Genomic DNA, 25,259 nt, shown 5'->3' with positions numbered 1-25,259 from the left:
ATTGCAAAAACTGCAATTCCCCTTATCAATGAATCTTACTCAGTGGGAGTTTGTATTCCCACTGAGTTTAGATGAATTATCCAGGGACGTGCCGATGTTATCTCCACCTTTGGAAAAGCAGACAAAACAAAATTTATTTTGTATTTGGTCGCTTTCGCTGTGTGCAAGCAGAGAACCAAAATCTTAGATTTTGTGTGAATCCCTTTCACAGAGTGCGGTGGAGTGTTACAGCGGCTAGTCATCGGATACATTGTTTTTCAGAGTATAACAATTAATATTAGAATCAAGTAAAAATAATATCAGGTTTAACAGCCCATGCAGTAAAAGGTTAAAATATTAGTGAAAAGTATTTTTAGATATCTAAAAACAGCAATATTTGAGAATAAGTGAGCAATACATGAGCAGTAATTAAAACAGTTCTGTTATAAAATCATATATGTAAACGTTAAGAATTAAACTTGAATTTTAAATCATAGTTTTTAAGCATAAGATTATAGAAAAAAGATTTTTATTCACAGAACTATATATTAATAAGAAAGGAAGTGAAAATACTGATTTTTAGTTGTAAACCCAGTGAAATTAAAAGTCAGGAGATGTTATGGAAAATATGTGTGAGAACAAAAAAATAAAAATTGGAATTATAGGTTGTGGAGGTATTGCAAATGGTAAGCACATGCCAAGTTTATCAAAGATATCACAGGTTGAAATGGCAGCATTTTGTGATATTAAAAAAGAAAAAGCGGAAAAAGCAGCAAAGGAGTTTGGTACAGAAGGTGCTAAAGTTTATGAAGATTATAAGGAATTGTTAAAGGATAAAAGTATCGATGTTATTCACGTATGCACACCTAACAGATCTCATAGTTTTATAACTGTAGATGCACTGAAAGCTGGAAAGCATGTAATGTGTGAGAAGCCAATGGCAAAAACTACAGAAGAAGCAAGAAAGATGCTTGAGGCTGCAAAACGTACAGGCAAGAAGCTTACTATAGGCTATCAAAATCGTTTTAGAGGAGATTCAAAATACCTTCATGGGGTTTGTGAAAATGGGGAATTAGGAGAAATATATTATGCAAAGGCACACGCCATAAGAAGAAGAGCAGTTCCAACCTGGGGAGTATTTCTCAATGAATTTGAGCAGGGTGGAGGTCCATTAATAGATATAGGAACTCATGCTCTTGATTTAACACTATGGATGATGGACAATTATAAGCCTAAATACGTAGTTGGCAATATATATCATAAGCTTGGAGGCAAAGAAAATGCGGCAAATGCATGGGGACCCTGGGATCCTGCTAAATTTACCGTAGAGGATTCAGCTTTCGGATTTATAACTATGGAAAATGGAGCAACTATAGTTCTAGAATCCAGTTGGGCAATAAATAGTCTAGATGTTGGAGAAGCTCAAACATCTCTTTGTGGAACAGAAGGCGGAGCAGATATGGCAGAGGGTCTTAGAATAAATGGAGAGAAGTTCAGTAGATTATATGAAACAAAGGTTGATCTAAATGCAGGTGGAGTTGCATTCTATGATGGAGATTCAGAAGATCCTGCGGAGCTGGAGGCAAGGCAGTGGGTTCAATGTATTTTAGAAAATAAAGAGCCTATAGTAAAACCGGAACAGGCATTGGTAGTTACCCAAATACTAGAGGCAATATATGAATCAGCTAAAAGGGGAGAACCAGTTTACCTGAATAATTAGAATATAGGGGAAGTGTGTTTTTATGTGCTTATCAATAGGTCTGCAATTATACAGTATCAAGGATAAAACAGCTGCGGATTTTAAGAGCGCACTAAGAAAAGTAGTGGAGACAGTTTATGAAAATTTAAAAAAATTAGAATGGGAAGTGTTTTAATATGTATATAGGTTTATTAACAGTAAGTCTTGGAAGTATACCACTTAAGGAGAAAGCAAAATGGGCAAGTGAACAGGGGTTTAAGTCACTTGAAATTGCCTGCTGGCCAGCATCCAATAATAGAGACTATTCAAGCTGCGACATAGACGTAGATAATTTTACTGAAAAGGAAGCTGAGGAAATCAAGGAATATTTTAGAGAATATGGATTGACAATTTCCTCATTAGCTTACTATGATAATAATTTAGACCATGACATAAATAAAAGAACTAAGATAAATAATCATTTCAAAAAATGTGTTGATGCTGCAGTGCAGCTTGGAGTTCCAGCAGTGGGAACTTTTATTGGAAGGAATATAGATAAGACTATAGAGGAGAACCTTGATGAGTTTCAGATAGTGTTTAGCGATTTAGTTAAGTACGCTGAGGATAGGGGAATAAAGGTAATAATTGAAAATTGTGCAATGCCTGGCTGGCAAATTAAAGGAATACCAGGAACCATATCTTATTCACCTGAACTTTGGAGAGAAATCTTCAAGAGAGTTCCGAATAAGAATTTTGGATTAAATTATGATCCGTCTCATCTACATTCAATGCTCATGGATTATATCAGTCCTATTAAAGAATTTAAGGATAGAATATTCCATACTCATGCAAAGGATGCTGAAGTGTTTGAAGACAGATTAAAATTATATGGGGTGTATAATAAGCAGCTGAATGTCAGTTTCGAAGATAGTGGATACTGGAGATATAGAATGCCTGGCCTTGGACAGATTGATTGGAAGATTTTTGTAAATGAATTAAGAAAAATAGGTTACGATGATGTTATAAGTATTGAACATGAAGATCCACTTTATGAAGGCAGTGAGGAAAAGGTAAAGGAAGGTTTATCTTTGGGAATAAATTATCTTAAGAAATTAGTGTAGCCTAATTGCAGATAACAATCCAGAAGAGGTCTTTGACTACGGAAATGGAGCAAAGGGATATTGGGGAACAAGTCATAAAAGGCAGATAAAAAATTACTATGATGCTATAAGTTCTGGAATACAGCCTGATATTACCGGGGAGGAAGCAATAAAAACTCAAAAAATGATATACAGCATCTATGAATCCGGTAAAAATAGGACTAAAATAGAATTATAGTAGTAATTAATCAATGAATCTTACTTGCTGGGAGTTTGCATTCCAGCCAAAGTTTAGATGAATTATCCAGGGGCGTGCCGCTGTTATCTCCACCTTTAGGAGGTGGAGTATTACAGCAACTAGTCATGGGATAAAGAATTTTTGGAGGGAAATATGCAGGGGAGCCTTGAAAAAACTGTATTAGAACCGGAATTTCCTTTTAGACTGTTTTTTAATGATGGATATATGAGTACTCCGCATCATTGGCATGAAGATATTGAAATTATATATATTGTAGAAGGCAGCATTAAAGTTGGGGTAGGCAGCCATATATATAAACTTGAAATTGGAGATATACTTATTATAGGTTCGGGAGAAGTACATTATTTCTTTAAACAGATGGAATTTAGCAAAAGAGCAGTTATACAATTTAGAATGTCCATATACGATAATTTTCTTTCTGGAACAAAGGATACAAGGGTTATAAAATTAATGTTTATTAAATCTCAGCGTTTTACAAAGCAAAGTGAAATTCATGCTCTAATGGAAAAACAAATAAGGGAACTTATTCATGAAAACAGTGAAGCTAAAGAAGGCTATAAGCTTATCTTAAAGGCACGCTTATATGATTTGGCAGGTATATTACTTAGATATATGCCAAAAATGGAGTATTCATTGGAAGAGGAAAGTAGACAAAGAGAGAAATTGCAAAAACTTGATAGGGTATTTCAATATGTAGAAAAAAATTATGAAAATCATATTGATTTGGATCACATTGCAAAAGTTGCAGGGTTTAGTAAATATTATTTCACAAGATTTTTTAAAGAAAATGCTGGTATGACTTTTTTAGATTATCTGAATAATTTTAGAATAACCAAGGCTGAATGGTATTTAATGGATAAAGAGGACTCTATTATTGAAGTGGCATATAAATCAGGTTTTAATAGCGTTAAAAGCTTTAATCGCGTATTTAAAGATTTAAAGGGCTGTGCACCTATGGAGTACAGAAAAGCTGTAAAATAGTATTATAAACAATAATGTTGAAAAATTTGCTAATGCATATACAAAATTTTAAGAGTTATTTATTTTATAATATTTTTTAGTATGGATAATTATAGACTTGTTAGATTAAATTTAATCTAACAAGTCTTTTTGGGCTAAGTTTTTACTAGTATTGAGCAAATTAATGGTATAATTTAGAGTATAGCCAGTAAATATTTAAAAAAGTATAATAAATATAATAGTTAAAAAATAGGAATAAGGCATATGAAAATAAATAGTAAGTCAAAGATGCTGACTAGTGATTTATTTGAATGTACCTGAAGTATCTAGTTATAAGTGAATGAAACAAATGTACTAATAATTCATAGTATATTTATTGATGAATCTTATTTAATAGGAGTTTCTATTCCTGCTAAGTTTAGATGAATTATCCAGGGACCTGTGGCGGTTACAGTATTACAGCCACTAGTCATGGAATAAAAGATTATTTAATAGTTTGTTGCAAAAATTAATATGGAGAAATTTCTAAAAAATATGTTTTAGGGGGTATACAGTAATGTATAGCAAGACCTTTGGTAATGTTTCTGTTAATGAAATGGTAAATTGCATAAAAGGTTTCATATTAAGCGACAAGAATTATAAATACAAAATCACCGTTGGAACAGATTCTCAGAATAGAAGTTTAACTAAAGTAGTTGTAGTTGTGGCAATTCATAGGATTGGTAGAGGTGGTATTTTCTTTTACGAAATAAGGTATGTTCCTAAAATAACTAATGTTAGACAAAAGATATATTATGAAACTGCGCTAAGCTTAGAGCTTGCTTCAAAACTTTCTAAAAGCTTTGAAAAAGCTAATATAAAGGAAGATATAGAAATTCATGTGGATATTGGAACTAATAAAAATGGTAAAACATTTGAATTGATTAGTGAGATTACTGGGTGGATTACAGGAACTGGATATAAATATCAGATTAAGCCCTACTCATATGCAGCCTCATGTATAGCTGATAGAATCAGCAAATAGGTTATCTTAAAATAAATAACAAGGCAAATATGGGGTAGATATTTTTAAGTATACAAGGAAAACTGAATTTATTTTGACAAAAGTAAAATTAAATGATAATTACTAAGGTGATACAATGGATAGAAATTTATTACTACAAATATTCAATGAACAGATTAGTGGAAAAAATCACTCTAAAGGACTAAGAATTATAGATAATGATTTAGTTTCTTCTATAAAGCTTGAAAGTGAAGGAGAACTTATTTACATAAAAGGGAATGTGATTTCAGAGAACCTTTTTAGTGAATATAAAACTCACATTGAGATGGATGCTGTAAATAAGAATATAGTTTCAACTTATTGCAGCTGTATGGATTATGAAAATAATGAACATAAGCAAAATTATTGCTGCAAGCACTTAGTAGCTACTTTTTATAAAGTAGTAGATGAACTGGCAAAGCATCCTCTTTTAAATGCACCAAAAGTTGAAAAATTATTGAAATCCAATAGCAGTGTGGATACTTTGGATATACTTTTAGGTAATGAGAAGGGCAAGAAAGAAATAAAAATAGAAGTTTATATTAATAGAGATCAATGGAGTCATAGTATTTCTGCAGAATTTAAAATAGGGCTTACTTATATGAATTCAAATAATCTCTATGTGTTAAAGGATATAAGTCAATTCTTATTAGCTATTTATAATAATATACCCATAAACTATGGGAAAAACTTTACTCTCAGTATGACAGAAAATAAATTCAGCACAAAGGATAAAGGATTGATTGACTTCATCCAGATGCTTGTAAGTATAAATGGAGCAATTGGACGTTCCAGTAAAATGAGAAAATCAAATATAGATGGTAAATACATACATATACCAGATTATTTAGTAAGAGAATTCTTTCAGGCAGTAAAAAAACATAGAGTATATCTAAATGAAGGCTTTCTGTATAGATGTGTTGAAACTGAAATATTAGAGAGTCCTCCGCCTATAGACTTTGATTTAAAGATGGTAAAGGAAGATTATGTACTTAAATTGCCAGGTGGTATGCCGGTTGTACTAGGAAGTAGAGATAATGTGTTCTTTTATGGAACATCTATATATCTGCCAAGCTTTGAATATTGCAGTAAAATAAGTCCTTATCTTACTGTATTTAATGAGGCTAAGGCAGTGAGATTATCTGGTTCAAAAGAAAATGCAATACTGAGAAATTTGATTCCAAATTTGAATTTTTTGTCAGAGGAGATTAGTTTATCTCAATCCATAAGAAATAAAATAATAAAGGAAAAATGTGAATCTAAATTTTATTTTGATAAAGATGGAAAGGATATTTCGCTTACTTTGAAAGTTAAATATGGGGCTTTTGAATTTAATATATTTGAGGATTGTACAGAAAAAGTCATATATAGAGATTCAAAAAAAGAAGCGGAAATTATGGGACTACTTAGAAGTATGGGCTTTGAGGAAGTAAATAATAAATTTTATCTTGTATGGGGAGAGGACTACATCTTTAAATTTTTCAAGAGTGAAGTAGAAAGGCTCCAGAAAATAGGAGAGGTATTCTATTCTGAAAATTTTAAAGGTATCAAATCTATTAATACTAAAAACATCAGTGGAGATATTAGAACTGGAAAATATAATTATTTTGAACTGGATTTCAAATTAGGTGATATACCAGCCTCAGAAACTGCTTCAATACTGAGAGCCTTTAGAGATAATCTTAAATATTACAAACTGAAAAGTGGGGAATACCTGGATTTAGAGGAATTAGAGCTTAGAAAATTTTTAAAGCTTTTAGATGTAGTTTCAAATAAAAATATAAAGGGAAATCATATTGAAATACCTAAAAATAAAAGTATTTATTTAGATAAATATATAGAGGAAAATAAAATTAGGTACATTAAGGGTAGGCCAGAAATTAAAAAGGTGAGAGATAAGCTAAAGAAAATTGAAAGCTTTGCTTTTAAAGAACCAAAGGATTTAATTGGAAGTTTAAGAGAATATCAGCGCGTAGGATATAATTGGCTTAAAACTTTAGATTATTTAGGCTTTGGAGGTATACTGGGAGATGAAATGGGACTTGGAAAAACCTTTCAGGCCATTGCTTTTTTGTTATCAAATAAAGGAAGTAAATCTTTAATCGTAGTACCTACTTCGCTGGTATACAACTGGACCAATGAATTTGAAAAATTTGCTCCAAATATGAAAGTAGCTGCAGTTAACGGTAATAAAAAGGATAGAGAGGAATTAATCGAAAATATAGATAAATATGATGCTGTTATAACTACATATAACATTTTAAAAAGGGATTTGGAAAATTATAAGAATGTAGAATTTCACTACTGCTTTTTGGATGAAGCTCAATATATAAAGAATCCTCATTCTCAAAATGCTTTAACTGTAAAAAAGATAAATGCAAAAACAAGGTTTGCCTTATCGGGAACACCTATAGAAAATTCTGTTATGGAATTATGGTCCATATTTGATTTTGTAATGCCTGGATATCTGTACGATGAAAAGAAATTTAGTGTAAGGTATTATAAAAAACTTAAGGAAGAACCAGAGGTTATTGAAGATCTTAACAGACTTATAAATCCCTTTATTCTAAGGAGAAAGAAAAAGGATGTTATAAAAGAATTACCAGATAAAATAGAAAAGACTATGATGGTTAATTTTGAGGATAAGCAGAAAAAGATTTATGGAACCTATGCAAAGCATGCAGTGGAACTCATTAAAAAGAAGGTAGAGGAAGATGAATTCAAAAATAGTAAAATAGAGATTCTTGCATATATTACAAAACTGAGACAATTATGTCTTGATCCTTCTATAATAATGGAAAACTATAGGGGAAGTAGTGCTAAAATAGAAGCATTGGCAGAGCTTTTAACTCAAAGCGTAGGAGAAGGTCATAGAATACTTGTGTTTTCTCAGTTTACTTCCGTACTTAAGAATATAGGTAAAAGAATAACTGCAGAGGGTATAGATTATAGTTATCTGGATGGCTCCATATCCTCACAAAACAGAATGAAGATTGTAGAGGAATTTAATAAAGGTAAAAATTCTGTTTTCCTTATAAGTTTAAAAGCAGGAGGAACAGGACTAAATCTTACTTCAGCAGATGTGGTAATTCATTTTGATCCCTGGTGGAATCCAGCAGTAGAAGAACAGGCTACAGATAGAGCACATAGAATAGGGCAGAAAAATGCAGTGGAAGTAATAAAGCTTGTGGCCAAAGGAACCATAGAAGAAAAAATTATAACACTGCAGGAGGAGAAAAAGAAACTTATAGACAGCTTACTTGGAGATGAACTTTCCAGTAGTGATGGAATTGCAGCTTTATCTGAAGAAGAATTGGTAAATTTATTTATGTAAATAAATTTACATTTTTACTTGACATATAAAATATATGATGTTATAATGAAGTAAAGCTTAAATGAATCGTAATTAATGTAACACAAATAGTTTCAATTAGTATTATAGAATTATAGTATGTTGATATCGAAATTTTGTTGGTGTATTATTACAAAGAGTTTAAGAAAATAAAATTTCGGAGGTACACATCGAATGAATGGTACAGTAAAATGGTTTAATGCTCAAAAAGGTTTTGGTTTTATTACAGGAGAAGATGGAAAAGATGTTTTTGCACACTTTTCACAAATAAAAGCAGAAGGTTATAAATCACTTGAAGAAGGTCAAAAAGTTGTTTATGATGTAGTTGAAGGACCAAAAGGCCCTCAAGCTGAAAATATCACTATTGCTTAATTAGTAGATATTTAGCCCCTTAAAGATTAATTAATCTTTAAGGGGTTTTTTAGTGTCCAAAATTTTGCTGCATTACTTTTGAATTGAAGCTATAATTTAAGTACTTAGTCCGTAGTTCTCACATAAAATATAAATATATAAAGTAATATTTTTCAAGATGCCTAGGTTATAGTGAGAATTAGGACGGTGAAAAAGATGAAAATTGGAATTGTTGGCGGAATTGGACCGGAATCTACAGTGGATTATTATAAGAGTTTAATATATAAATATAAAAAACTGAAAACAGATGGAAGTTATCCTAAAATAATCATAGATAGCATAGATATGCAGGAAGTTTTGAATTTTATATCTACAAAGCAATGGTATAAACTTGTAGATATATTAGTAGAGTCCCTCAATAATTTGTATATAGCAGGGGCTAGTATAGGAGTGATATCTTCAAATACACCACATATAGTTTTTCATAAAGTAAAGAAATTAGCACCGATGCCTGTACTAAGTATTGTGGAGGAAACTCGTGAAAGAGCTAAAGAATTAAAACTTAAGAGATTAGGGCTTTTAGGAACAATTACTACCATGGAAGAACCTTTTTACAAGGATAGCTTTTTGAAAAGTGCAATAGATATTATAGTGCCAAGAAAGGCCGAACGGGAATATATTCAGCAAAGAATATTCACTGAGCTGGAAAATGGAATTATTAATAAAAGAACCAGGGAGGGATTTCTTAATATAATCACCAGAATGATAAAAGAGGAATTCATTGATGGAGTGATTTTAGGCTGTACCGAGATACCAATAATATTAAAAGATGGAGATTTAAATATTCCATTTTTAAATACAGTAGATATACATGTAGATGGAATTATAGAGGAAATGAAGAATAATGGTGAATTTTAAGTAAGAAAATATATGAGTTATTATGAATTTAAATTTCTTAGTGACATAAGAGAAACAGCTAAATATCTACAGAAAAATTTATAAATCTATATATAATTTCTTTCCTTTAGATTATAATTTTATATAATAAAGTAATTAATATATGTTTCTATTAGGGGTTATATGGGAGGTGTGAGGATATGGAATTAAATGCACAGGAACAATATAGAGATGCAGTGAAGAGAGGCAAAAAAGAATTACAAAGTCCAATGCTGTGCCTTGATGAAATATTAAAAGGTGAAGAAATCGTTGCTAATGTGAATTTAGGTATTCTTGAAATCCCTTTAAAAAAAATAGTTGGAACCTATTCCCGTTCTAGAAGTACTGCTTTCTCAAAAGGCTTCATGCCAATAATTGATAATGAATCAGAATTTAGAAATAAATGGATAGCTTTATATGAAAGTCATCTGGAGGAAGGTATAAATCAGCCAATAAAGGTATACGAATATCTTAATTATTTCTATGCAATTGAGGGAAATAAAAGGGTAAGTGTACTAAAATTTTTAAAGGCATTTTCTATCAGGGGAGAGGTAATAAGACTTGTACCAAAGAAAAGGAAAGAAGATTTAACCAATACTATATATTATGAATTCCTGGATTTCTATAATAAAACAAAGCTCAATTCCATATGGTTTACAAAAAAACATAGTTTTAATAAGCTTTCGCATATGCTTGATGCATATAATCCAAAGCTTTACTTGGAAGAGGATAAGTATGAACATTTTAAAAAATTCAAATATGATACCTTTAGAGATATATATCTGAAGATGGGTGGGGGTAAGCTTCCTGTAACCACAGGAGATGCTTTCCTGGAATATATTTCTTTATATGGTATAAATGATTCCTTAAATGAGGGGAAAGTTTCTAATAGGTTAAAGCAGCTTATGAAGGAATTGACTCATTTTAAAGATAAGAGTATAGAAATTCAGACAAATTCTCAAAAAGATTCAACTAAAAGGCTATCAGGCATATCTAATTTTATAACTTTACCTAAAAAATTAAAGGTGGCTTTTGTCTATGCCAGAAGCATTAAAACCTCAGGCTGGACCTATGGTCATGAGCTTGGCAGGAAATATGTAGAGAATAGACTTTCTGATCAGATTACCACAAAGTATATTCAAGAAGTACCTGAGAATGCCTTTGATTATGAATATATAAAATCCCTTGCAGAAGAGGGGAATAATGTTATTTTTACTACTAGTCCTATATTCAGGAATGCTACCTTGAAATGCGCTATGGAATATCCGGAGATTAAATTTTTTAATTGTTCAGATGATACACCTTATAAGCATATGAGTTGCTATTTTGGGAGAGTCTATGAAGCCAGATTTTTAGCCGGCATGATAGCAGGGGCTGTGACAAAAACAAATATAATAGGATATTCTGCAACAAGTCCTTCTTCAGAGGTGATTTCTGCAATTAATTCCTTTGCACTAGGAGCTAAGCTTGTGAACCCCTATGCTGAGGTAAAGGTTGCATGGACTAGAGAATGGAATAGTCACGATAAGTTTACCGATGTTGAAGCAACACTTCTCAATAAGAACTGCGATGTTATTTCTAATAGAAATCTTAAGGTAGCAAGAGCTGAAACTGAAAAATTTGGGGTATACTCCATGCTCTGTAGTTTTGACAAAGGAAGCAAAGAACCAGATAAATATCTTGCGGCTCCCATCTGGAATTGGGGAGTATATTATGAAAAAATTTTAAATAATATATTGAATGACAGCTTTAAGACCATTGTGGATATGTTTAATTCTAATTCTAAACTAATTAACTTTTGGTATGGTATGTCAGAAGGTGTTGTGGATATATATTATTCCAAGAAATATGTTCCAATATCAGTGCAAAAGCTTATTGAAGCTATGAAGAAAATGATTATATCAAATGAATTCAATCCATTTACAGGACCAATTTGTGATAATGGGGGAAAACTGAGAATTGATGAAGACCAGCAGGCTACTCCCTATGAAATTCTCAATATGAATTGGTTTGTGGATAATGTTGAAGTAGAGGAATATGTGGATAAATAAATTGTGTTAATGTTGATAATAATGAATGATTATCATAGTTTACAAAGTGTTGGTAGTTAACGTTATCAATATTCTAAAATGTAATAATCATAGGCATTAATAATTGTAGTATTATTGTAGACAGTTGTTCTAGGTTTTTTACCATAATTCATATGCACATGGCCATGGAAGAAGTATTTTGGAGAATACTTGTCTAAAAGATTATTAAAACTAACATAGCCTTCATGACATAAATCGTTATCATCGTTAATGCTACTTGCAGCAGCATGGGATACAAGGATATCAAAGCCTTTTTTTAGGAAGAGTTTAAGCTTAAGCTTTTGTATCCGTTTACTCATTTGGCTTTCTGTATATAAAAAAGGACCATTCTTATACTTCATGCTGCCACCCAGGCCTAAAATTCTTATACCTTTATATACAATAAGCTTGTCATCTATACAGGTGCAGCCTTCCGGTGGATTTTCAATATAATAGTGGTCATGATTACCGTGAACATAAAACACTGGTACATGAATCATAGTAGCTAAATAGCTTAGATAATCTGCCTTTAAATCACCACAGGATATAATAAGGTCTATATCTTTAAAGGTATCTTTGCAGAAAAAATCCCAAATATATTTAGACTCTGTATCTGAAACCAAAAGTATTTTCATAAAAAAACCTACTTTCCAGCAATTGATATGAACTAAAAAAGGACACAGTATATGTACTTAATTATATCATAGTTTTAGTATTTAAAAAGATAGAAAGAGTATAAAATTTGGTAAATGCATTACACAATAGTTAGTGTTGGGTAAAGTAAAATGGGAAAATTAAAAATAATATTTAGTTTTAGTATGTGATTGATGGACATTGTAAATATTGCAAGGAGCCATCAGATAACCCTATATTTTGAAAAATATATAGATTGTAATGAAGTTTTTTTCTGTGATAAAATAAAAATATTATAAAGAAAGCTGAGGTGAAAAATCCTGATTTTTAGAAAGAAAAAGATTATTAGTACTAGGTAATCCTATCTTATTTTAGAAATTGGGGAATTAATGAGTAAAATAGATGATAAAAATGAAGATACAATTTATAATTTCGATAAAAATGAAATGATATTGAGGGTTTCTTAGCCGCCGACAGGACAGCATTAGCAAATGAAAGAACTTTACTTTCATACATAAGAACAGGAATCAGTTTAATAATTATAGCTATTTCACTAATAAAGTTATTTGATGACATCTTTACTTATGTCCTGGGAATAATTTGTATTTTTTTAGGTATCGTACCCATAGTTTTAGGAATATACAGGTATAAAAAAATGAATAAAAAGTTGAATAATGTATTGTATAAATAAACTTATTCAACCTCGGAAATTTAAGATGAATTGATGATGAAAAATGAGAGTAGATTCACTGGTAGGTGAATCTACTCTCATTTTTTAGTTTTTTGAAATGAAAAAAATATTTAAAAATATTTTTCTAAATCTTCTATTTTAGACATATCAAATATATCTGTAGCGATAATTTCAAGGGTATCATCTGAAAGATTTTTTATATTTTCAATGTAGTTATCCGGTACTTTTTTGAATTTTTTTATCAATAGTTTTACAACTAATTCTGATTTCCCTCTGACCATACCTTCTTTAAGGCCTTCATTTCTGCCTTCTTCTCTACCTTCATCTCTAATCATTCGTCCTATTTCAGTCATTGTTATCCTCTGCTACTCAAAATATGGTCAAAAGTATCCATATTGAGATTATTACTGTTTCAACGTACTCTGCTTTGCCTAAGCTACTACAGTTTGTATAGCACTCCACAGTCGTTAATTCCCGAAATAGCCTTCGGTACATACATAAGTGCTTGGTTGATTAAGCTGTCTTATATTCTTTAGCATTAGCTAAATTTATTGAGGCATTTAAATCCCTGTCTAGCTCAGTCTTGCAATTATCACATTTGTAAACTCTATCAGATATTTTTAAATCTTTCTTATATGCTCCACAGCAGCTGCAAGTTTTACTACTTGGATAAAATCTATTAACTATTCTTATTTCAATGTTATTCTGATTTGCTTTTGAAATAAGTTTAGTTCTGAACTCATAGAATTTTTGCCCAGCAACTGCCTTAGCTAAATGCCTATTCTTCATCATATTTGAAACTGCTAAATCTTCAATTGTTATAAAGCTTGGTTTTTGCTTTATTAACTCTCTTACTGTTTTATTGATATAGTCAGTTCTTATATTTGCAAGTCTTTGATGAAGTTTTTGTACCTTAACTACTTGTTTTTGAATATTTTGACGAGCAGCTTTTCCTTTCATTTTTTTATCTCTCAATTTTAAACTTTCATATTTCCTTGAAAGCTTTCTTTGTTCACGTTTTAATTTTTTTTCTAACTTCTTAACTACTGTTGTTTTATTAATATTCTTTTTAGTTAAGCCATTACTGCAAATGGCAAAATTTTCAAGTCCCAAGTCAATCCCTATTCCTTTTGAACAAGGTCCTTCATTTATTTTAATATCTTCCTCAACTAAAATTGAAATATAGTATCTATCAGCTTTTTGATTTACTGTACCACTTTTAACTATTGAGTCAACCGGAACATATCCAAACTCTTTTAGTCTAATCCATCCTAATGTGGGCACTTTAACTCTATGTCTTTCTAAAGTCCAATCAGTTTTATTGTTTTTAGGAAAATAAGCTTTAATATCTTGATTCTTTTTCTTTTTAAATTTAGGAAAACCACTTTCACCTTTAAAAAACTTCTTAAATGCTTTTTCACCATTCATAATGGCTTGTTTAGTAGCTTTAGAAGATACTTCTTTTATCCAAGCTTTATCTTGATTATTAGGAATATACTCATTGTTAAGCCACTTTGAGAAATCCATACCACTAAAGAACTTCTTATCTATTTCATAAGTTTCTTTATTGTTAGCAATATAAAAGTTATAAATAAATCTACTTACCCCAATGGTTTGGTGAATTTTAATTTTTTGTTCTTTAGTAGGTTTAATTTCAATCTTGTATGCTTTTTTCAACTTCTTCAACTTCCTTTATCTTTTTCTTATATTTTTTTAAACCATAAATTCTGCAACTAAAAAATTGAAGAAGTCAACTGCACTTTGCTGAAATATTCCCATAGCCTTTTTAAATACTGTATCCTCATATTTATTATAATCCATTTAGATTATTCCTTTCTAGAAAATTTTTATTTTTTACTGATGTTTTTAATATTTCCAGATAAGGAGGATTTTATACGAACATTTGTTCTGAAAATTATTTCAATACTAGACACATTATCCAACAAGATTTTTGATTATCTTATAAAGTGCCTATATTAAAAGTAATTTTAACAAGAAATGGCAAAAAGATTGTTAAAATAATGTGTAAATAACATTATAATAAGAATAAAGAGAAATAACGACTAATTATCGCAATGTTTATATGCATATTTGGAGGTATACTATGAGCTGCATATTTTGTGAATACCAAAAGAGAGAGTACATAGCAGAAAATGAATCGGCCTTTGCCATTTATGATAAATTCCCAGTGAATAAAGGTCATGTCTTAATAATTCCTAAAAGACATTTTGAAAGCTTCTTTGAAGCAACAGAGGAAGAAATTAAAGATATATATTCATTGATGCATAAGGTAAAGAAAAACATAGATAAGGAACTAAAGCCAGAGGGTTATAACGTTGGAGTAAATGTAGGATACTATGCAGGGCAGACTGTGATGCATTTACATGTACATTTAATTCCAAGGTATAAAGGAGATGTGGAAAATCCAAAGGGTGGAGTGAGGAACATTAAAGAGGCATTGGTTAGATATGATGGATAGATAGGTTGTTTTAATAAAATATCTCATGGGTTACAAGTAGATGCTGAGGTGTAAATGCAAATACTAAAAGAATTATTAAAATAATTTTCATTATAAGCTAGTTTTAGGCTATATCTTAATTTCATGTCAATACTTGTCCTTTTTATTAAAATACCTTAAAATAAAGAAAAGTAATATATGATTATGTAATGGGGGTTCAATATGCTAAGTGAACGAGATTATATGAGATCTGATTATAAACCTAAAAAGGTAAAGAAGAAAAAAGAGAAATATGGTATTAATGGAATTCTATTTAGGCTATATTTAATATTAAGATTTTTTCGTAAAAAGAAATAGTGATCTTCCTTTTGAGAGAATTATTTTATTTTTTGTATAAGTATAAAACTGTTAAAATATGGAGGCGTATTATCATAAAAAAATTTAAAATAATTTTGATTATAGGTATCATAGGAGCAGCATTACTAAGTACACATATTTCAAAGTCTTTCTCTAATTGGTACATAAGTGAAGGAGTAAAAAACAGTTCATTTATTACCCCAAAAATGCAATTTTCAATGTATGATAATGTAGTATTAAATGGAGCGTCTATAGGGGCTGCCGCAGGAGTTGTATATGCAAATAATATACCTATATTAGTTAAGACCTCAAAGTCAAATAATTTTACAGAATATACTAAAACTAATACATATAAAGTAACAGATAAAAACGATCCAAATTATATAGACAATAACGCAAAATTTAAATTTTCACTGGATAAAGATGAAAACGGTAATGTTAGAGGAATAAGAATTGAGCAGCAATGATTAAAGTCTTGGATGGATGTAAAAAGTATATAGGCTCTATTTATTTTAATCCAATTATTCCTCCACATTATATTAAAAGTTTTCATACAAAATGATAAAATCTAATATAGAGATACTAATCATTTTTTTTATTAATCATTTTCTTATAAGTATTAATTTTTTTATCTAAATGTATTATATTTTCTTCTATTTTTTTCTTCTCCATATTCAATCTATCCATTTGTTCTTCTAAAAGTTCCAGACGTTTTTCTACTGTGCTGTCTCCCTGATAGCGCAGCTTAGCATAATATTGGATCTGTTTAATGGGCATATTTGTTTCTTTTAAACGAATTATAAAATTTAGCCACGCTATATCCTTTTCACAATATATTCTTTTATTAATACTATCTCTTTTAGGATAGATCAAACCAATTTTTTCATAATATCGTAAGGTATCAATGCTCATACCAACTTTTTTAGAAAACTCTCCAATATAATAATTCAATATAAAATCACCTCGCTATTGACATGGAGTTAACTCCAGCATATATGATAATATTATCAGAAAAAAGGAGGTAATTCAATTATGGAAAATAGATATGAAAAAGGATTAAATAAGCTTAAAGAGGTTGATGGAAAAGGAGGGGCAGAGGTAATAGAGTTTCTTAAAGATATTGCTCCAGACCTTGGAAAATATATCATTGAATTTGCTTTTGGAGACATTTATACTAGACCAACCTTTGACTTAAAGCAAAGAGAAATTGTTACTTTATCTGCGCTCACAGCATTAGGTGGATGCGAAAAACAATTAAAGGTTCATATTAATGGAGCACTAAATGTAGGAATATCAGAGAAAGAAATTATAGAAGTCTTTTTACAGTGTATCCCTTATGTTGGTTTTCCAAGAGTGCTAAATGCTGTTTCAGTTGCAAAGGAGATTTTTTTGGATAATTAATAATCACCACTTAACAAATAAGAGCTTAAAATTCTTATAAATAAAGAATTTTAAGCTCTTATTTAGTATATATTTTATTTTCTTTTCTCCAAGCAAACGATAATTGGTAGGCATAATGATTTATACCGCGTAACGGTTTATATACAATGTCGTCCCATAAATTCTTTGCCGATTCGTGAATAAGTTCAATTCCCATTCCGCATCTGTATGGTTTTTATTTTCCTCTGAAGCTTCCTATGTAAACGGAGAGATACTGAATATTAATGGTGGATGGCCGTTTGGAAGATAATTAAATTTCCTTCAAACATAAGTAGGATTGCCAGATGGAGAAAGGTGACGAACACCTGGTCTTAGAAGGGGGGAGGTAGCAATGTTATGTGTTTAAATTAATTGGAAAAAGTTTTCCGTAAGGTGTTTTTAATTCAATTAGATCAATAAATTTTGTCAGTGCGCTTGTCTTTAGAGAATCTTTATGTCTTATAAAAAAAGTCTTTGTAGTGCTGTATTGGGAAGGTATTGTAAAATATTTAATGGAACCTTCTTCTATATATTTTTTAACAGCAGACTTAGGTACAAATGAAACTCCAAGACCTGCCAGTACACCTTCTATAATAGAGTGAAGATTGTTAAATTCCATAAATCGTATATTGGTAACACCATTTAATCTAAGCCAGTTTTCAAGTTGGGCTCTGGTAGAACATCCTGTTGGGTACATTAAAAAAGATTTTAAAAATAAATCTTCAATCTTATTACATTCAAGATTGGAAATAAGTACGAGATTTTCTTCAAATATAAGTTCCTTTACAATGCTGTCGTCTTTAATAGAAAATATGTTTACAAAGGCACAATCCAACTGAAAATGAAGAATTTTGTAAATAAGATCTTCTGAGTGACTTGTTGTCAGGGATAGATTAACCTGAGAATAAGATTTATGGTATTGCGATAGCAGACTTGGAATATTTAGAGAAGAAAGAGTATGATTAGCTCCAATTGACAAACTTCCCGAAGGAGCAGCAGAATCATTCAGTGACTTTTTTCCCTCATCAAGCAAATGTATTATTTTTTCTGCATAGACTGATAGTTTTACACCTGCAGGAGTTAGTATCATTCCATGTTGTCTGTAAAACAGCTGTGTTTTTAGTTCTGCCTCTAATTGCTGGATTCTTGCTGTCACATTTGATTGAACATAACCTAAAGTTTGTGCAGCCTTTGTAATACTTCCTTCCTCAGCAACAGCTTTAAAAATTCTTAATTCATTACTTTCCACTAATTTCACTCCTTATAAATATAAATCATTAAAAATGAACTATTATATCATTTATATTCATTTTACATGATATATATTATCTTGTAAAATGTAAATAGAAAACAGTAAGAAAGAGGAGGACTTATATGATAAATTCAAAATCACGCAAATGGAGTATTTTAATTGTTGTTACTTTAGTTGCATTTATTACAAATCTGGATTCCACCATTGTTGTAATAGGTCTGCCTAAAATAATGGAAGGTCTTAATATTACAGTTGTGGAAGGATTACTGGTTATTACAGGGTATATTATTTCCAATTCCGTATTTTTACTGCCAGCGGGAAAATTGGCGGATACACTGGGAACAAAACCTATTTTTATACTGGGACTCATTATATTTACTGTAAGTACAATTTTCTGCGGCATTGCAAATTCCGGAGTTACTTTAATTATTTTCAGATTAATTCAAGGAGCCGGTGCAGCACTGTCTGTTTCAACTGCAACTCCCACTATAGTCAAGAACTTCCCTGAGGAGCAGCTTGGATTTGCTTTAGGTATTAATGCTACCTCATGGGTCATTGGATCTGTAGCGGGGCCGGTAGTTGGAGGTGCTCTAATCAGCCGGTTTGGATGGCGTTCTATGTTTTTCATAACAGTACCATTTTTGATAATCTGTATAGCTGGAGCTTTTTTAGTTATGGAAAATACAGAGGTTCGTATTAAGGCAAAGATTGATTGGCTAGGAGTATTAACTTTTGGATTAGGATTAGTATCAGTAATGGCTGCACTTTCAATAGGTCAATCCTCAGGATGGCTGTCTGTGCCAACTATTGGACTATTTATAGCTGCTGTTTTACTATGGAGTGCCTTTGTTATTATTGAACTCCGTGTAGAAAATCCTCTGTTTGATTTTAATCTGCTATCATACAGAAATTATACAATAGGTTTAATAATTACTCTCAGCTATTGTATTGCCTATTTTTCACTGCCTCTGCTGTTAACTTTATATTTAGAAAGTGCATTGAAATTAAGCCCCATGAATGCAGGTATGCTAATTATTCCTCTATCAATACCACAGCTTATAATGGGGCCATTAGGTGGAAAATTTGCAGACCGGTTTGGGGCACTGAGGATGATTGTATCAGGAATTGCAGTCCTTGCTGTAATGTCATTTACACTTGGAAATCTTGGGCCTCAATTATCTGTTCCGGCTCTGGTTATACCACTGATAATAATGTCAATAGCTAACAGTATAGCATGGCCCTCAATGGCTAAAACCATACTTTCAGCTACTCCTAAAGATAGCGTCGGGTCAGCATCAGGCATGTATTATACAGTTTTAAATGTGGGAAGAGCGTTAAGTCAGACATTGGTAATATTGATAATTGAAGTTAGTATATCTCCCGCATTAGTTTCAAAAGTGATTGTGGGCATAGGAACTTTAAGCAACTCAAATGTTAAAGGGGATCTTATTTATTCAATAAATTTTAATTTGAGGGTTATCGGAATTTTATTTATAATATGTCTTATATTGGGTTTGTACCTTGCGATTTCAAAAGAAAAGAGTAATGCTATTAAAATTAAACGCGTCAGCTGATGATGAAAGGTACGCTAAAAGCTCATTTAAATAAATGATGAAGTTTCTATAAAATTTGGATATAATATAGGTAAGAAGATTTGATATTTAAGTGATTGGAGATGAAAATATGGAACCTATCAGAAATGTGTTTATCACACCAAAAGAGTTTGAAGAAATTCAAAGTAAATATGATGGTATATGTGAATATCTCAATGGAGAGATATTATTTAGTTCCAGAACATCTCAAAAGCATAATAGAATAGTAAGAAAGATATTATCAAAGTTAGACGCATATTTTGAAGGAAGCAGATGTGAACCTTTTTCAGAGCAGATAGAAGTTATATTCAAAAATGAAAATGAGCAATATAATTTCTTGCCTGATATTTTTGTTATGTGCGATGATGCTGAAACCTTAGGTGAAAATTTTATTTCAACACCAAAAATAATTTTCGAAGTAGTATCTGAAAAGTATTCTGATAATGATTATTTTATAAAGGCACGTATATATCAAAAATTTGGTGTACTGGAATATAACATAGTGGAACCAAATGGATCAATAACTCAATATACTTTAGTAAATGGGGCTTATGGAACTCCAAGAGTATTTTCTCATAAAGATATATATACAAGTACAGTTTACAAAGACTTAAAAATAGAACTTGAAAATATATTTAATAAAAAGTAAACATAGCAGAGCAGTTGAAGTTGCTCTGTTTTTGTTTGACAAAGGCAATGATTATTAGGGTATTTGTTCTCATTGCAGCAGCAGCCCTTCTGGCAATTATTGTTCTATATAATTTAGGAATATTATCTTTTACGAAGAAAAATAAGAAATACACTCTTCTAATTCATTAAGTGTTTAGAAGAGTGTATTCTTAGAACTCTAATATTGATTAGAAGATTACATAGTAAACTTTTTCTTGAATTTGAGTATTAAATCTGCAATAATTGTTCCAATTAATGATATTGCTGTGTAAATAAAACACCATATTAAGAAAGATGAATTAAATAAAACAAAGGTTGCAATTAAATATCCTATAAAAACAATGCTTAAAATGATTATCTTTTTTTTGATTAAAAGTTGTATTATTAAAGATATTATAAAAGTAAACAGTGGAAAGCCAATTAAAATCAGTCCAAATGGGTTATCATTAATACTAACAATTGACATATATGTTATCCTCTTTCAAAAAAACTCACCAATATAAATTAAAGCTATCATTATATGGAATAAAAGTAAAGATCAAAATAGTTAAAACTTCTCTTAGTTATTTATAAGGGTTATTTGGCCAATATAAGTCAATGATAAAACATAAAGTAAATGCTTGTCCTTTTTAGTATATTACCGTAAAATATAAGAAAGTAATATATATAATTATGTAATGGAGGTTCAACATGCTGAGTGAACGAGATTATATGAAATCTGATTATAAACCTAAAAAGGTAAAAAAGAAGAAAGAGAAATATGGCATTAATGGAATTCTATTTAGACTATATTTAATAATAAGATTTTTTCGTAAAAAGAAATAAATAATTTCTTTAAGGAGAGAATCATTTTATTTTTTGTACAACTGTAGAAACTATTAAAATATGGAGGCGTATTATTATAAAAAAGTTTAAAATAATTTTAATTATAGTTATTATAGGAGCAGCTTTAGTAAGTCCACATATTTTAAGACCTTTCTCTAATTGGTATATAAATGAAGGGGTAAAAAACAGTTCATTTATTCCTAAGAAAATGCAATTTTCAATGTATGATAATGTAGTACTAAATGGAGTTTCTATATGGGCTGCTGCAGGAGTTGCAAATGCAAATAGCATACCTATATTAGTTAAGACCTTAAAGTCAAATAATTTTATAGAATATACTAAAGGCAACGCATATAAGGTAACAGATAAAAACGATCCAAATTATATAGACAATAATGCAAAATTTAAATTCTCACTGGATAAGGATGAAAACGGTAATGTTAGAGGAATAAGAATTGAGCAGCAATGATTGAAGTTTTGATATGTTTCCTGATGACTATAGAATTATTAATATCTGTGATATGCTAATTGCAATTATGGATATGCATGCAAGTGTACTTGGAATAAACAGAAGAGATTTAGAACCTAAATATTTTGGATGGTTTACACATATTTATTTTTAATTATTACTGAAAATAATGGAACCATTGAAAATTTGGATTCTAAAATGATGGTAGAAGTGCCTTGCCGCGTAGGAATAAATGAGAATAGATTAACCTCTGGTAAATCTATTCTCATTTTTTAAGTTTTTATTATATACTTTACGTATAAAATTATTCTGAAACTCAATTTAAATAAAGGATGAAGTTTCTATATAATCTAGATATATACCTTAGTTAGCTGTATTTCCAGTTGATGTTCTAGCTGCTGAATTGGCATCTTTATTTTCAGATGATGCTCCAGTTGATGTATTTGCACCTTTATTTTCAGATGATGTTCCAGCTGCTGTATTTGTAACTGTATTTTCAGTTGACGATCTAGTTGCGGTATTTGCGTTTGTATTTCCAGATGATGTTTCAGTTGCGGTATTTGTGTCTTTATTTTCAGATGATGGTCTAGTTGATGCACTTGCAGCTGTATTTCCAGTTGTTCCTTTTATTGATGCATTTGCACCTGTATTTCTGGTTGGGCCTCCAGTTGTTGTATTTGTACCATTATATCCAGCTGATTCTGTTGTACTTTTATTTTGAGTTGTTCTTCCTGATGATCCTGCTGCATCAGTGGACTGGTTGGGAAGTACAGTGTTTACAGTGGAAGCTGGTGTATTACTAGTCAGTCCTTTAAAATAAGATATTCCAAAAAAACCAACCAGTACAACTAAAATAACTGGTAATATAACTATCATTGTCTTTTTGCTGTTACTAAGCTTATTATTTCTATAAAGTATTTCTTTATTTCCTCTATCTACTGATCTATCAGCATAAGATGATTTATCTATCACTGTTGTAAAGTCATCTTTTTTATTAGGAATTTTTTCTTCAGGGTTTTCAATTGTTTTTGAAATTCCCTGTTTTATACTTTTTGGTATATTGAATAATATTGCAAGGATTCCATTTTGTCCAGCTGAATCTATCCTTTTAAAATTTTCAGGTGATCTAATTGCAATAACGGGCTTATTATGCACTGCATATTGATTTTCTACATATACCGTAACCGAAAATTTATCATTCTTACTTAAAAAAGGTATATCCACATCTAAAATGTTATCCTTTATTGAAGAATCAAATTTTAAACCTTTTGTTATTTTGGCATCTGTAACCTTTAAATTACTTTGTGAGCTTTGTATATTTAGAGTTAACTCATGAATTGTTTTATTTGATACGTTGATAACATTAATAATGTATGCAAAAATTTTTTTACCATTCATTTCTAGAGGTATACCCTTTCCTACATTACACAGTATTCTAGGTGCTAGATTTTTATAATAATCTAACATTAACCCAGATATAAATGATATTACTATAGTTATAATTGCAGTTTTAATAATATTTATCATATTAAATTTCGCTTCCTTATCTTTTACTATTTTTCCCACTATGTAATTAAATTATAAAATACATAGATATGTGTGTCAAACTCAAAAATTAAAAATTAATAATTAATTATATTTTCTTAATAAAGAAGATGAGTTTAAAGACTTTTATAATAGAATTATAAAAGAGAACAATAGAAGACCTGCATTAAAGAATGAGATGAAGAAGAAAATAAAAGAGTGAATGCAATCCTTAAAAAAGAATTAAGTTTATATAGAATTTGGATATAATATAATCAATCGCAAAAATATTTTGATAATGATAAATGATAAAGAAAAATTCACAGGAGAAATTAGTTATGAAAAAATTTAACTTAAATGAACAAATGAATAATTTTCTAAGGGATTTTGATAAATTTACAGAGTATTTATCAGAAAGAGAAGTTACAATAGGTAAAAAAACGGGATTTATTTCACCTAAGTTTTTATTTGAGATGAATTCATTAATTAGTATAAAACAAGAGGGTATAACAACAAAAAGTGCAGAGTTATCCTATCCCCTTTTACATTTATTTTGTAATCTAGCTAAAAGCTCCAGATTATTTATAGAGGATGCAGGCAAAGCTGGAAAGATTATTTTAAAGCCCACAGAGCGTATAGATAACTTTAAGGATTTAAATATTACAGAAAAATATATTTCTATATTAGAGGTATTATGGATGGACTGTGATTTTGAAAAATTACAGTATCAAACTTATGATTATCTAGATGCGCATAGGGCTGCTGAAGTACTATCTGTGATTTCACAGCAAAAGCCCGATGAAATTTTTTATTTGGATAAATTTATGAGATATAACAGTTCTTCTATAATATTATATTTTTACTATTTTGGAATATTGGACTATAAAGAATATGAAAAAGCCGAATCAAAAGAAAAGGGAAGATTTTTTGAACCGGATGAGATAGTAATTAATCCATTGGGACTAAAGATAATAAAAATACTTAATAAAAAGAGAAATCTAGAGTTATGGAATATACCTTATAGAAGAGAATGTGGAGAATGGAAGTTTGATTTTGAAGAAGAGTTTAAATTACCTTTTGTAAATTTATTTGAAAAAGATATATTATCTAATACTTTGATTAGAAATCTAAATAAATTTACTGATGGAACATACACATTTAAAATTTCTTTAGATAGGAGTACATGGGCTAAAATAAAACTATCATCTCAGCACACTCTTGAGGATTTACATAATTCTATTCAAGAAGTCTTTGATTTTGATAATGATCATATGTATTCATTCTTTATGGACGGAAAGGCATGGTCAAATAATAAATTTACATGTCCCTATGAGGAGATGGGTCCTTACGTGGATGAGGTTAAAATTGGAGAATTAGATTTATACAAAAAACAGGATTTTTTATATCTCTTTGACTATGGGGATGAATGGAGATTTAATGTTAAGGTTTTTGATATTGATGAAGAGGATAAAATTACGCTGCTAAAACCACAAATTATTGAAAGTAAAGGAAAAGTAGAGCAGTATCCGGATTTTGATGATGAGTGGTAATAGGTATACTGAAAGGAATTTAAATAAATGTTATAATAAGTACTATAAAACTGGACTACGGAGAGAATCAAAACTATGGAAAGTGGTGAGGTAT

At 30.2% G+C, this 25,259-nt stretch carries 28 protein-coding genes and 2 pseudogenes; 22 read left to right on the top strand and 8 right to left on the bottom strand.

The window, feature by feature from the left end:
* The first annotated feature begins 28 nt into the window (after window positions 1-28).
* The 10 genes from CLOPA_RS25335 (at window position 29) to CLOPA_RS18285 (ending at window position 11,708) form a co-directional block, all read left to right on the top strand.
* Complete coding sequence (locus CLOPA_RS25335) at window positions 29-187, top strand: hypothetical protein (RefSeq protein ID WP_155241941.1); 159 nt, start codon at window positions 29-31, stop codon at window positions 185-187.
* Window positions 188-598: 411 nt separating this feature from the next.
* The gene (locus tag CLOPA_RS18320) at window positions 599-1,699 is read left to right on the top strand and encodes a Gfo/Idh/MocA family protein (RefSeq protein WP_015616919.1); all 1,101 of its coding nucleotides are present in this window, start codon (window positions 599-601) and stop codon (window positions 1,697-1,699) included.
* A 22-nt stretch (window positions 1,700-1,721) separates the two neighbouring features.
* On the top strand, window positions 1,722-1,853 hold the full coding sequence (locus CLOPA_RS26555) for a hypothetical protein (RefSeq protein WP_278246001.1): 132 nt from the start codon (window positions 1,722-1,724) through the stop codon (window positions 1,851-1,853).
* A 1-nt stretch (window position 1,854) separates the two neighbouring features.
* Window positions 1,855-2,778, top strand: a complete 924-nt coding sequence (locus tag CLOPA_RS18315; protein ID WP_015616918.1) for a sugar phosphate isomerase/epimerase family protein — start codon at window positions 1,855-1,857, stop codon at window positions 2,776-2,778.
* A 370-nt stretch (window positions 2,779-3,148) separates the two neighbouring features.
* Entirely contained in the window at window positions 3,149-3,997 is an 849-nt protein-coding gene (locus CLOPA_RS18310) for an AraC family transcriptional regulator (RefSeq protein ID WP_015616917.1), read from the top strand.
* A gap of 535 nt (window positions 3,998-4,532) precedes the next feature.
* On the top strand, window positions 4,533-5,000 hold the full coding sequence (locus CLOPA_RS18305; RefSeq protein ID WP_015616916.1) for a ribonuclease H-like YkuK family protein: 468 nt from the start codon (window positions 4,533-4,535) through the stop codon (window positions 4,998-5,000).
* A 115-nt stretch (window positions 5,001-5,115) separates the two neighbouring features.
* A complete protein-coding gene (locus tag CLOPA_RS18300) occupies window positions 5,116-8,352 on the top strand; it encodes a DEAD/DEAH box helicase (RefSeq protein ID WP_015616915.1) in 3,237 nt (1,078 codons plus the stop codon).
* Window positions 8,353-8,544: 192 nt separating this feature from the next.
* Window positions 8,545-8,742, top strand: coding sequence for a cold-shock protein (locus CLOPA_RS18295; RefSeq protein WP_015616914.1), 198 nt, complete (start codon window positions 8,545-8,547; stop codon window positions 8,740-8,742).
* A 195-nt stretch (window positions 8,743-8,937) separates the two neighbouring features.
* Complete coding sequence (locus CLOPA_RS18290; RefSeq protein WP_015616913.1) at window positions 8,938-9,639, top strand: aspartate/glutamate racemase family protein; 702 nt, start codon at window positions 8,938-8,940, stop codon at window positions 9,637-9,639.
* A gap of 179 nt (window positions 9,640-9,818) precedes the next feature.
* A complete protein-coding gene (locus tag CLOPA_RS18285; protein ID WP_015616912.1) occupies window positions 9,819-11,708 on the top strand; it encodes a BMP family ABC transporter substrate-binding protein in 1,890 nt (629 codons plus the stop codon).
* Window positions 11,709-11,773: 65 nt separating this feature from the next.
* Here the strand turns inward: CLOPA_RS18285 and CLOPA_RS18280 are convergent, their stop codons facing one another.
* Window positions 11,774-12,361, bottom strand: a complete 588-nt coding sequence (locus CLOPA_RS18280) for a metallophosphoesterase family protein (RefSeq protein ID WP_015616911.1) — start codon at window positions 12,359-12,361, stop codon at window positions 11,774-11,776.
* Window positions 12,362-12,810: 449 nt separating this feature from the next.
* Between CLOPA_RS18280 and CLOPA_RS26265 the strand changes: the two genes are divergently transcribed.
* Window positions 12,811-13,050: a DUF202 domain-containing protein gene (locus tag CLOPA_RS26265; protein ID WP_347460081.1), complete on the top strand. Its 240-nt coding sequence runs from the start codon at window positions 12,811-12,813 to the stop codon at window positions 13,048-13,050.
* 110 nt (window positions 13,051-13,160) lie between these two features.
* Here the strand turns inward: CLOPA_RS26265 and CLOPA_RS18275 are convergent, their stop codons facing one another.
* From CLOPA_RS18275 to CLOPA_RS26865, 3 genes and pseudogenes are all read right to left on the bottom strand, one after another.
* Complete coding sequence (locus CLOPA_RS18275; protein ID WP_041710973.1) at window positions 13,161-13,403, bottom strand: DUF4351 domain-containing protein; 243 nt, start codon at window positions 13,401-13,403, stop codon at window positions 13,161-13,163.
* A 160-nt stretch (window positions 13,404-13,563) separates the two neighbouring features.
* A complete protein-coding gene (locus tag CLOPA_RS18270) occupies window positions 13,564-14,727 on the bottom strand; it encodes an RNA-guided endonuclease InsQ/TnpB family protein (RefSeq protein WP_015616910.1) in 1,164 nt (387 codons plus the stop codon).
* Window positions 14,705-14,800: pseudogene (locus CLOPA_RS26865) on the bottom strand (IS607 family transposase); the annotation flags it as partial. The gene CLOPA_RS18270 and the pseudogene CLOPA_RS26865, both read right to left, overlap by 23 nt.
* Window positions 14,801-15,154: 354 nt before the next feature.
* On the opposite strand from CLOPA_RS26865, the gene CLOPA_RS18265 reads away from it, so the two are divergent.
* The 3 genes from CLOPA_RS18265 (at window position 15,155) to CLOPA_RS18260 (ending at window position 16,332) form a co-directional block, all read left to right on the top strand.
* Window positions 15,155-15,529, top strand: coding sequence for an HIT family protein (locus CLOPA_RS18265; RefSeq protein WP_015616908.1), 375 nt, complete (start codon window positions 15,155-15,157; stop codon window positions 15,527-15,529).
* Between the two features lie 201 nt (window positions 15,530-15,730).
* Window positions 15,731-15,865, top strand: coding sequence for a hypothetical protein (locus tag CLOPA_RS26550; RefSeq protein WP_015616907.1), 135 nt, complete (start codon window positions 15,731-15,733; stop codon window positions 15,863-15,865).
* A 206-nt stretch (window positions 15,866-16,071) separates the two neighbouring features.
* The gene (locus tag CLOPA_RS18260) at window positions 16,072-16,332 is read left to right on the top strand and encodes a hypothetical protein (RefSeq protein ID WP_041711601.1); all 261 of its coding nucleotides are present in this window, start codon (window positions 16,072-16,074) and stop codon (window positions 16,330-16,332) included.
* A 115-nt stretch (window positions 16,333-16,447) separates the two neighbouring features.
* On the opposite strand, the gene CLOPA_RS18255 is transcribed toward CLOPA_RS18260, so the two are convergent.
* Window positions 16,448-16,816 carry a MerR family transcriptional regulator gene (locus CLOPA_RS18255; protein WP_015616905.1) on the bottom strand — a complete coding sequence of 123 codons (369 nt, stop codon included), beginning with the start codon at window positions 16,814-16,816 and terminating at the stop codon, window positions 16,448-16,450.
* 81 nt (window positions 16,817-16,897) lie between these two features.
* Here CLOPA_RS18255 and CLOPA_RS18250 point away from each other — a divergent pair, with 81 nt between their 5' ends.
* Window positions 16,898-17,266, top strand: a complete 369-nt coding sequence (locus CLOPA_RS18250; RefSeq protein ID WP_015616904.1) for a carboxymuconolactone decarboxylase family protein — start codon at window positions 16,898-16,900, stop codon at window positions 17,264-17,266.
* A 373-nt stretch (window positions 17,267-17,639) separates the two neighbouring features.
* On the opposite strand, the gene CLOPA_RS18245 is transcribed toward CLOPA_RS18250, so the two are convergent.
* On the bottom strand, window positions 17,640-18,533 hold the full coding sequence (locus CLOPA_RS18245; RefSeq protein WP_015616903.1) for a LysR family transcriptional regulator: 894 nt from the start codon (window positions 18,531-18,533) through the stop codon (window positions 17,640-17,642).
* 125 nt (window positions 18,534-18,658) lie between these two features.
* Here CLOPA_RS18245 and CLOPA_RS18240 point away from each other — a divergent pair, with 125 nt between their 5' ends.
* Together CLOPA_RS18240 and CLOPA_RS18235 are read left to right on the top strand one after the other, a co-directional pair.
* The gene (locus tag CLOPA_RS18240) at window positions 18,659-20,110 is read left to right on the top strand and encodes a DHA2 family efflux MFS transporter permease subunit (RefSeq protein WP_015616902.1); all 1,452 of its coding nucleotides are present in this window, start codon (window positions 18,659-18,661) and stop codon (window positions 20,108-20,110) included.
* Between the two features lie 109 nt (window positions 20,111-20,219).
* A complete protein-coding gene (locus CLOPA_RS18235) occupies window positions 20,220-20,777 on the top strand; it encodes a Uma2 family endonuclease (protein ID WP_015616901.1) in 558 nt (185 codons plus the stop codon).
* 216 nt (window positions 20,778-20,993) lie between these two features.
* Here CLOPA_RS18235 and CLOPA_RS18230 read toward each other — a convergent pair whose 3' ends face one another.
* Window positions 20,994-21,263, bottom strand: coding sequence for a DUF2651 family protein (locus tag CLOPA_RS18230; RefSeq protein ID WP_015616900.1), 270 nt, complete (start codon window positions 21,261-21,263; stop codon window positions 20,994-20,996).
* A 224-nt stretch (window positions 21,264-21,487) separates the two neighbouring features.
* Between CLOPA_RS18230 and CLOPA_RS26545 the strand changes: the two genes are divergently transcribed.
* From CLOPA_RS26545 to CLOPA_RS26860, 4 genes and pseudogenes are all read left to right on the top strand, one after another.
* Window positions 21,488-21,622: a hypothetical protein gene (locus CLOPA_RS26545; protein ID WP_015616899.1), complete on the top strand. Its 135-nt coding sequence runs from the start codon at window positions 21,488-21,490 to the stop codon at window positions 21,620-21,622.
* Between the two features lie 208 nt (window positions 21,623-21,830).
* Entirely contained in the window at window positions 21,831-22,091 is a 261-nt protein-coding gene (locus CLOPA_RS18225) for a hypothetical protein (RefSeq protein WP_015616898.1), read from the top strand.
* Between the two features lie 13 nt (window positions 22,092-22,104).
* A pseudogene (locus CLOPA_RS25330) lies at window positions 22,105-22,236 on the top strand (6-phospho-alpha-glucosidase); the annotation flags it as partial.
* On the top strand, window positions 22,221-22,367 hold the full coding sequence (locus CLOPA_RS26860) for a hypothetical protein (RefSeq protein ID WP_155241938.1): 147 nt from the start codon (window positions 22,221-22,223) through the stop codon (window positions 22,365-22,367). The pseudogene CLOPA_RS25330 and the gene CLOPA_RS26860, both read left to right, overlap by 16 nt.
* An 87-nt stretch (window positions 22,368-22,454) precedes the next feature.
* On the opposite strand, the gene CLOPA_RS18220 is transcribed toward CLOPA_RS26860, so the two are convergent.
* Window positions 22,455-23,618, bottom strand: coding sequence for a hypothetical protein (locus CLOPA_RS18220; protein WP_015616897.1), 1,164 nt, complete (start codon window positions 23,616-23,618; stop codon window positions 22,455-22,457).
* Window positions 23,619-23,953: 335 nt separating this feature from the next.
* Here CLOPA_RS18220 and CLOPA_RS18215 point away from each other — a divergent pair, with 335 nt between their 5' ends.
* The gene (locus tag CLOPA_RS18215) at window positions 23,954-25,165 is read left to right on the top strand and encodes an IS1096 element passenger TnpR family protein (protein ID WP_015616896.1); all 1,212 of its coding nucleotides are present in this window, start codon (window positions 23,954-23,956) and stop codon (window positions 25,163-25,165) included.
* Window positions 25,166-25,259: the final 94 nt, after the last annotated feature.

Source organism: Clostridium pasteurianum BC1 (genome assembly GCF_000389635.1).
GTDB classification, from domain to species: Bacteria; Bacillota; Clostridia; order Clostridiales; family Clostridiaceae; genus Clostridium_I; species Clostridium_I pasteurianum_A.
Note: the sequence above shows the minus strand (reverse complement) of the source record. Positions and strands in the feature narration are given on the sequence as shown.

What these genes read in the sequence shown, in the direction of transcription:
- CLOPA_RS26550 (WP_015616907.1), top strand. Translation starts at nt 15,731, where the DNA reads ATGCTAAGTGAACGAGATTATATGAGATCTGATTATAAACCTAAAAAG.
- CLOPA_RS18230 (WP_015616900.1), bottom strand. Translation starts at nt 21,263, where the DNA reads ATGTCAATTGTTAGTATTAATGATAACCCATTTGGACTGATTTTAATT.
- CLOPA_RS18275 (WP_041710973.1), bottom strand. Translation starts at nt 13,403, where the DNA reads ATGACTGAAATAGGACGAATGATTAGAGATGAAGGTAGAGAAGAAGGC.
- CLOPA_RS18240 (WP_015616902.1), top strand. Translation starts at nt 18,659, where the DNA reads ATGATAAATTCAAAATCACGCAAATGGAGTATTTTAATTGTTGTTACT.
- CLOPA_RS18320 (WP_015616919.1), top strand. Translation starts at nt 599, where the DNA reads ATGGAAAATATGTGTGAGAACAAAAAAATAAAAATTGGAATTATAGGT.
- CLOPA_RS18220 (WP_015616897.1), bottom strand. Translation starts at nt 23,618, where the DNA reads ATGATAAATATTATTAAAACTGCAATTATAACTATAGTAATATCATTT.
- CLOPA_RS18310 (WP_015616917.1), top strand. Translation starts at nt 3,149, where the DNA reads ATGCAGGGGAGCCTTGAAAAAACTGTATTAGAACCGGAATTTCCTTTT.
- CLOPA_RS18215 (WP_015616896.1), top strand. Translation starts at nt 23,954, where the DNA reads ATGAAAAAATTTAACTTAAATGAACAAATGAATAATTTTCTAAGGGAT.
- CLOPA_RS18260 (WP_041711601.1), top strand. Translation starts at nt 16,072, where the DNA reads ATGCAATTTTCAATGTATGATAATGTAGTATTAAATGGAGCGTCTATA.
- CLOPA_RS18280 (WP_015616911.1), bottom strand. Translation starts at nt 12,361, where the DNA reads ATGAAAATACTTTTGGTTTCAGATACAGAGTCTAAATATATTTGGGAT.
- CLOPA_RS18265 (WP_015616908.1), top strand. Translation starts at nt 15,155, where the DNA reads ATGAGCTGCATATTTTGTGAATACCAAAAGAGAGAGTACATAGCAGAA.
- CLOPA_RS18295 (WP_015616914.1), top strand. Translation starts at nt 8,545, where the DNA reads ATGAATGGTACAGTAAAATGGTTTAATGCTCAAAAAGGTTTTGGTTTT.
- CLOPA_RS18290 (WP_015616913.1), top strand. Translation starts at nt 8,938, where the DNA reads ATGAAAATTGGAATTGTTGGCGGAATTGGACCGGAATCTACAGTGGAT.
- CLOPA_RS18315 (WP_015616918.1), top strand. Translation starts at nt 1,855, where the DNA reads ATGTATATAGGTTTATTAACAGTAAGTCTTGGAAGTATACCACTTAAG.
- CLOPA_RS18225 (WP_015616898.1), top strand. Translation starts at nt 21,831, where the DNA reads ATGCAATTTTCAATGTATGATAATGTAGTACTAAATGGAGTTTCTATA.
- CLOPA_RS26860 (WP_155241938.1), top strand. Translation starts at nt 22,221, where the DNA reads ATGGTTTACACATATTTATTTTTAATTATTACTGAAAATAATGGAACC.
- CLOPA_RS25335 (WP_155241941.1), top strand. Translation starts at nt 29, where the DNA reads ATGAATCTTACTCAGTGGGAGTTTGTATTCCCACTGAGTTTAGATGAA.
- CLOPA_RS18235 (WP_015616901.1), top strand. Translation starts at nt 20,220, where the DNA reads ATGGAACCTATCAGAAATGTGTTTATCACACCAAAAGAGTTTGAAGAA.
- CLOPA_RS18300 (WP_015616915.1), top strand. Translation starts at nt 5,116, where the DNA reads ATGGATAGAAATTTATTACTACAAATATTCAATGAACAGATTAGTGGA.
- CLOPA_RS18250 (WP_015616904.1), top strand. Translation starts at nt 16,898, where the DNA reads ATGGAAAATAGATATGAAAAAGGATTAAATAAGCTTAAAGAGGTTGAT.
- CLOPA_RS26545 (WP_015616899.1), top strand. Translation starts at nt 21,488, where the DNA reads ATGCTGAGTGAACGAGATTATATGAAATCTGATTATAAACCTAAAAAG.
- CLOPA_RS18285 (WP_015616912.1), top strand. Translation starts at nt 9,819, where the DNA reads ATGGAATTAAATGCACAGGAACAATATAGAGATGCAGTGAAGAGAGGC.
- CLOPA_RS26555 (WP_278246001.1), top strand. Translation starts at nt 1,722, where the DNA reads ATGTGCTTATCAATAGGTCTGCAATTATACAGTATCAAGGATAAAACA.
- CLOPA_RS18305 (WP_015616916.1), top strand. Translation starts at nt 4,533, where the DNA reads ATGTATAGCAAGACCTTTGGTAATGTTTCTGTTAATGAAATGGTAAAT.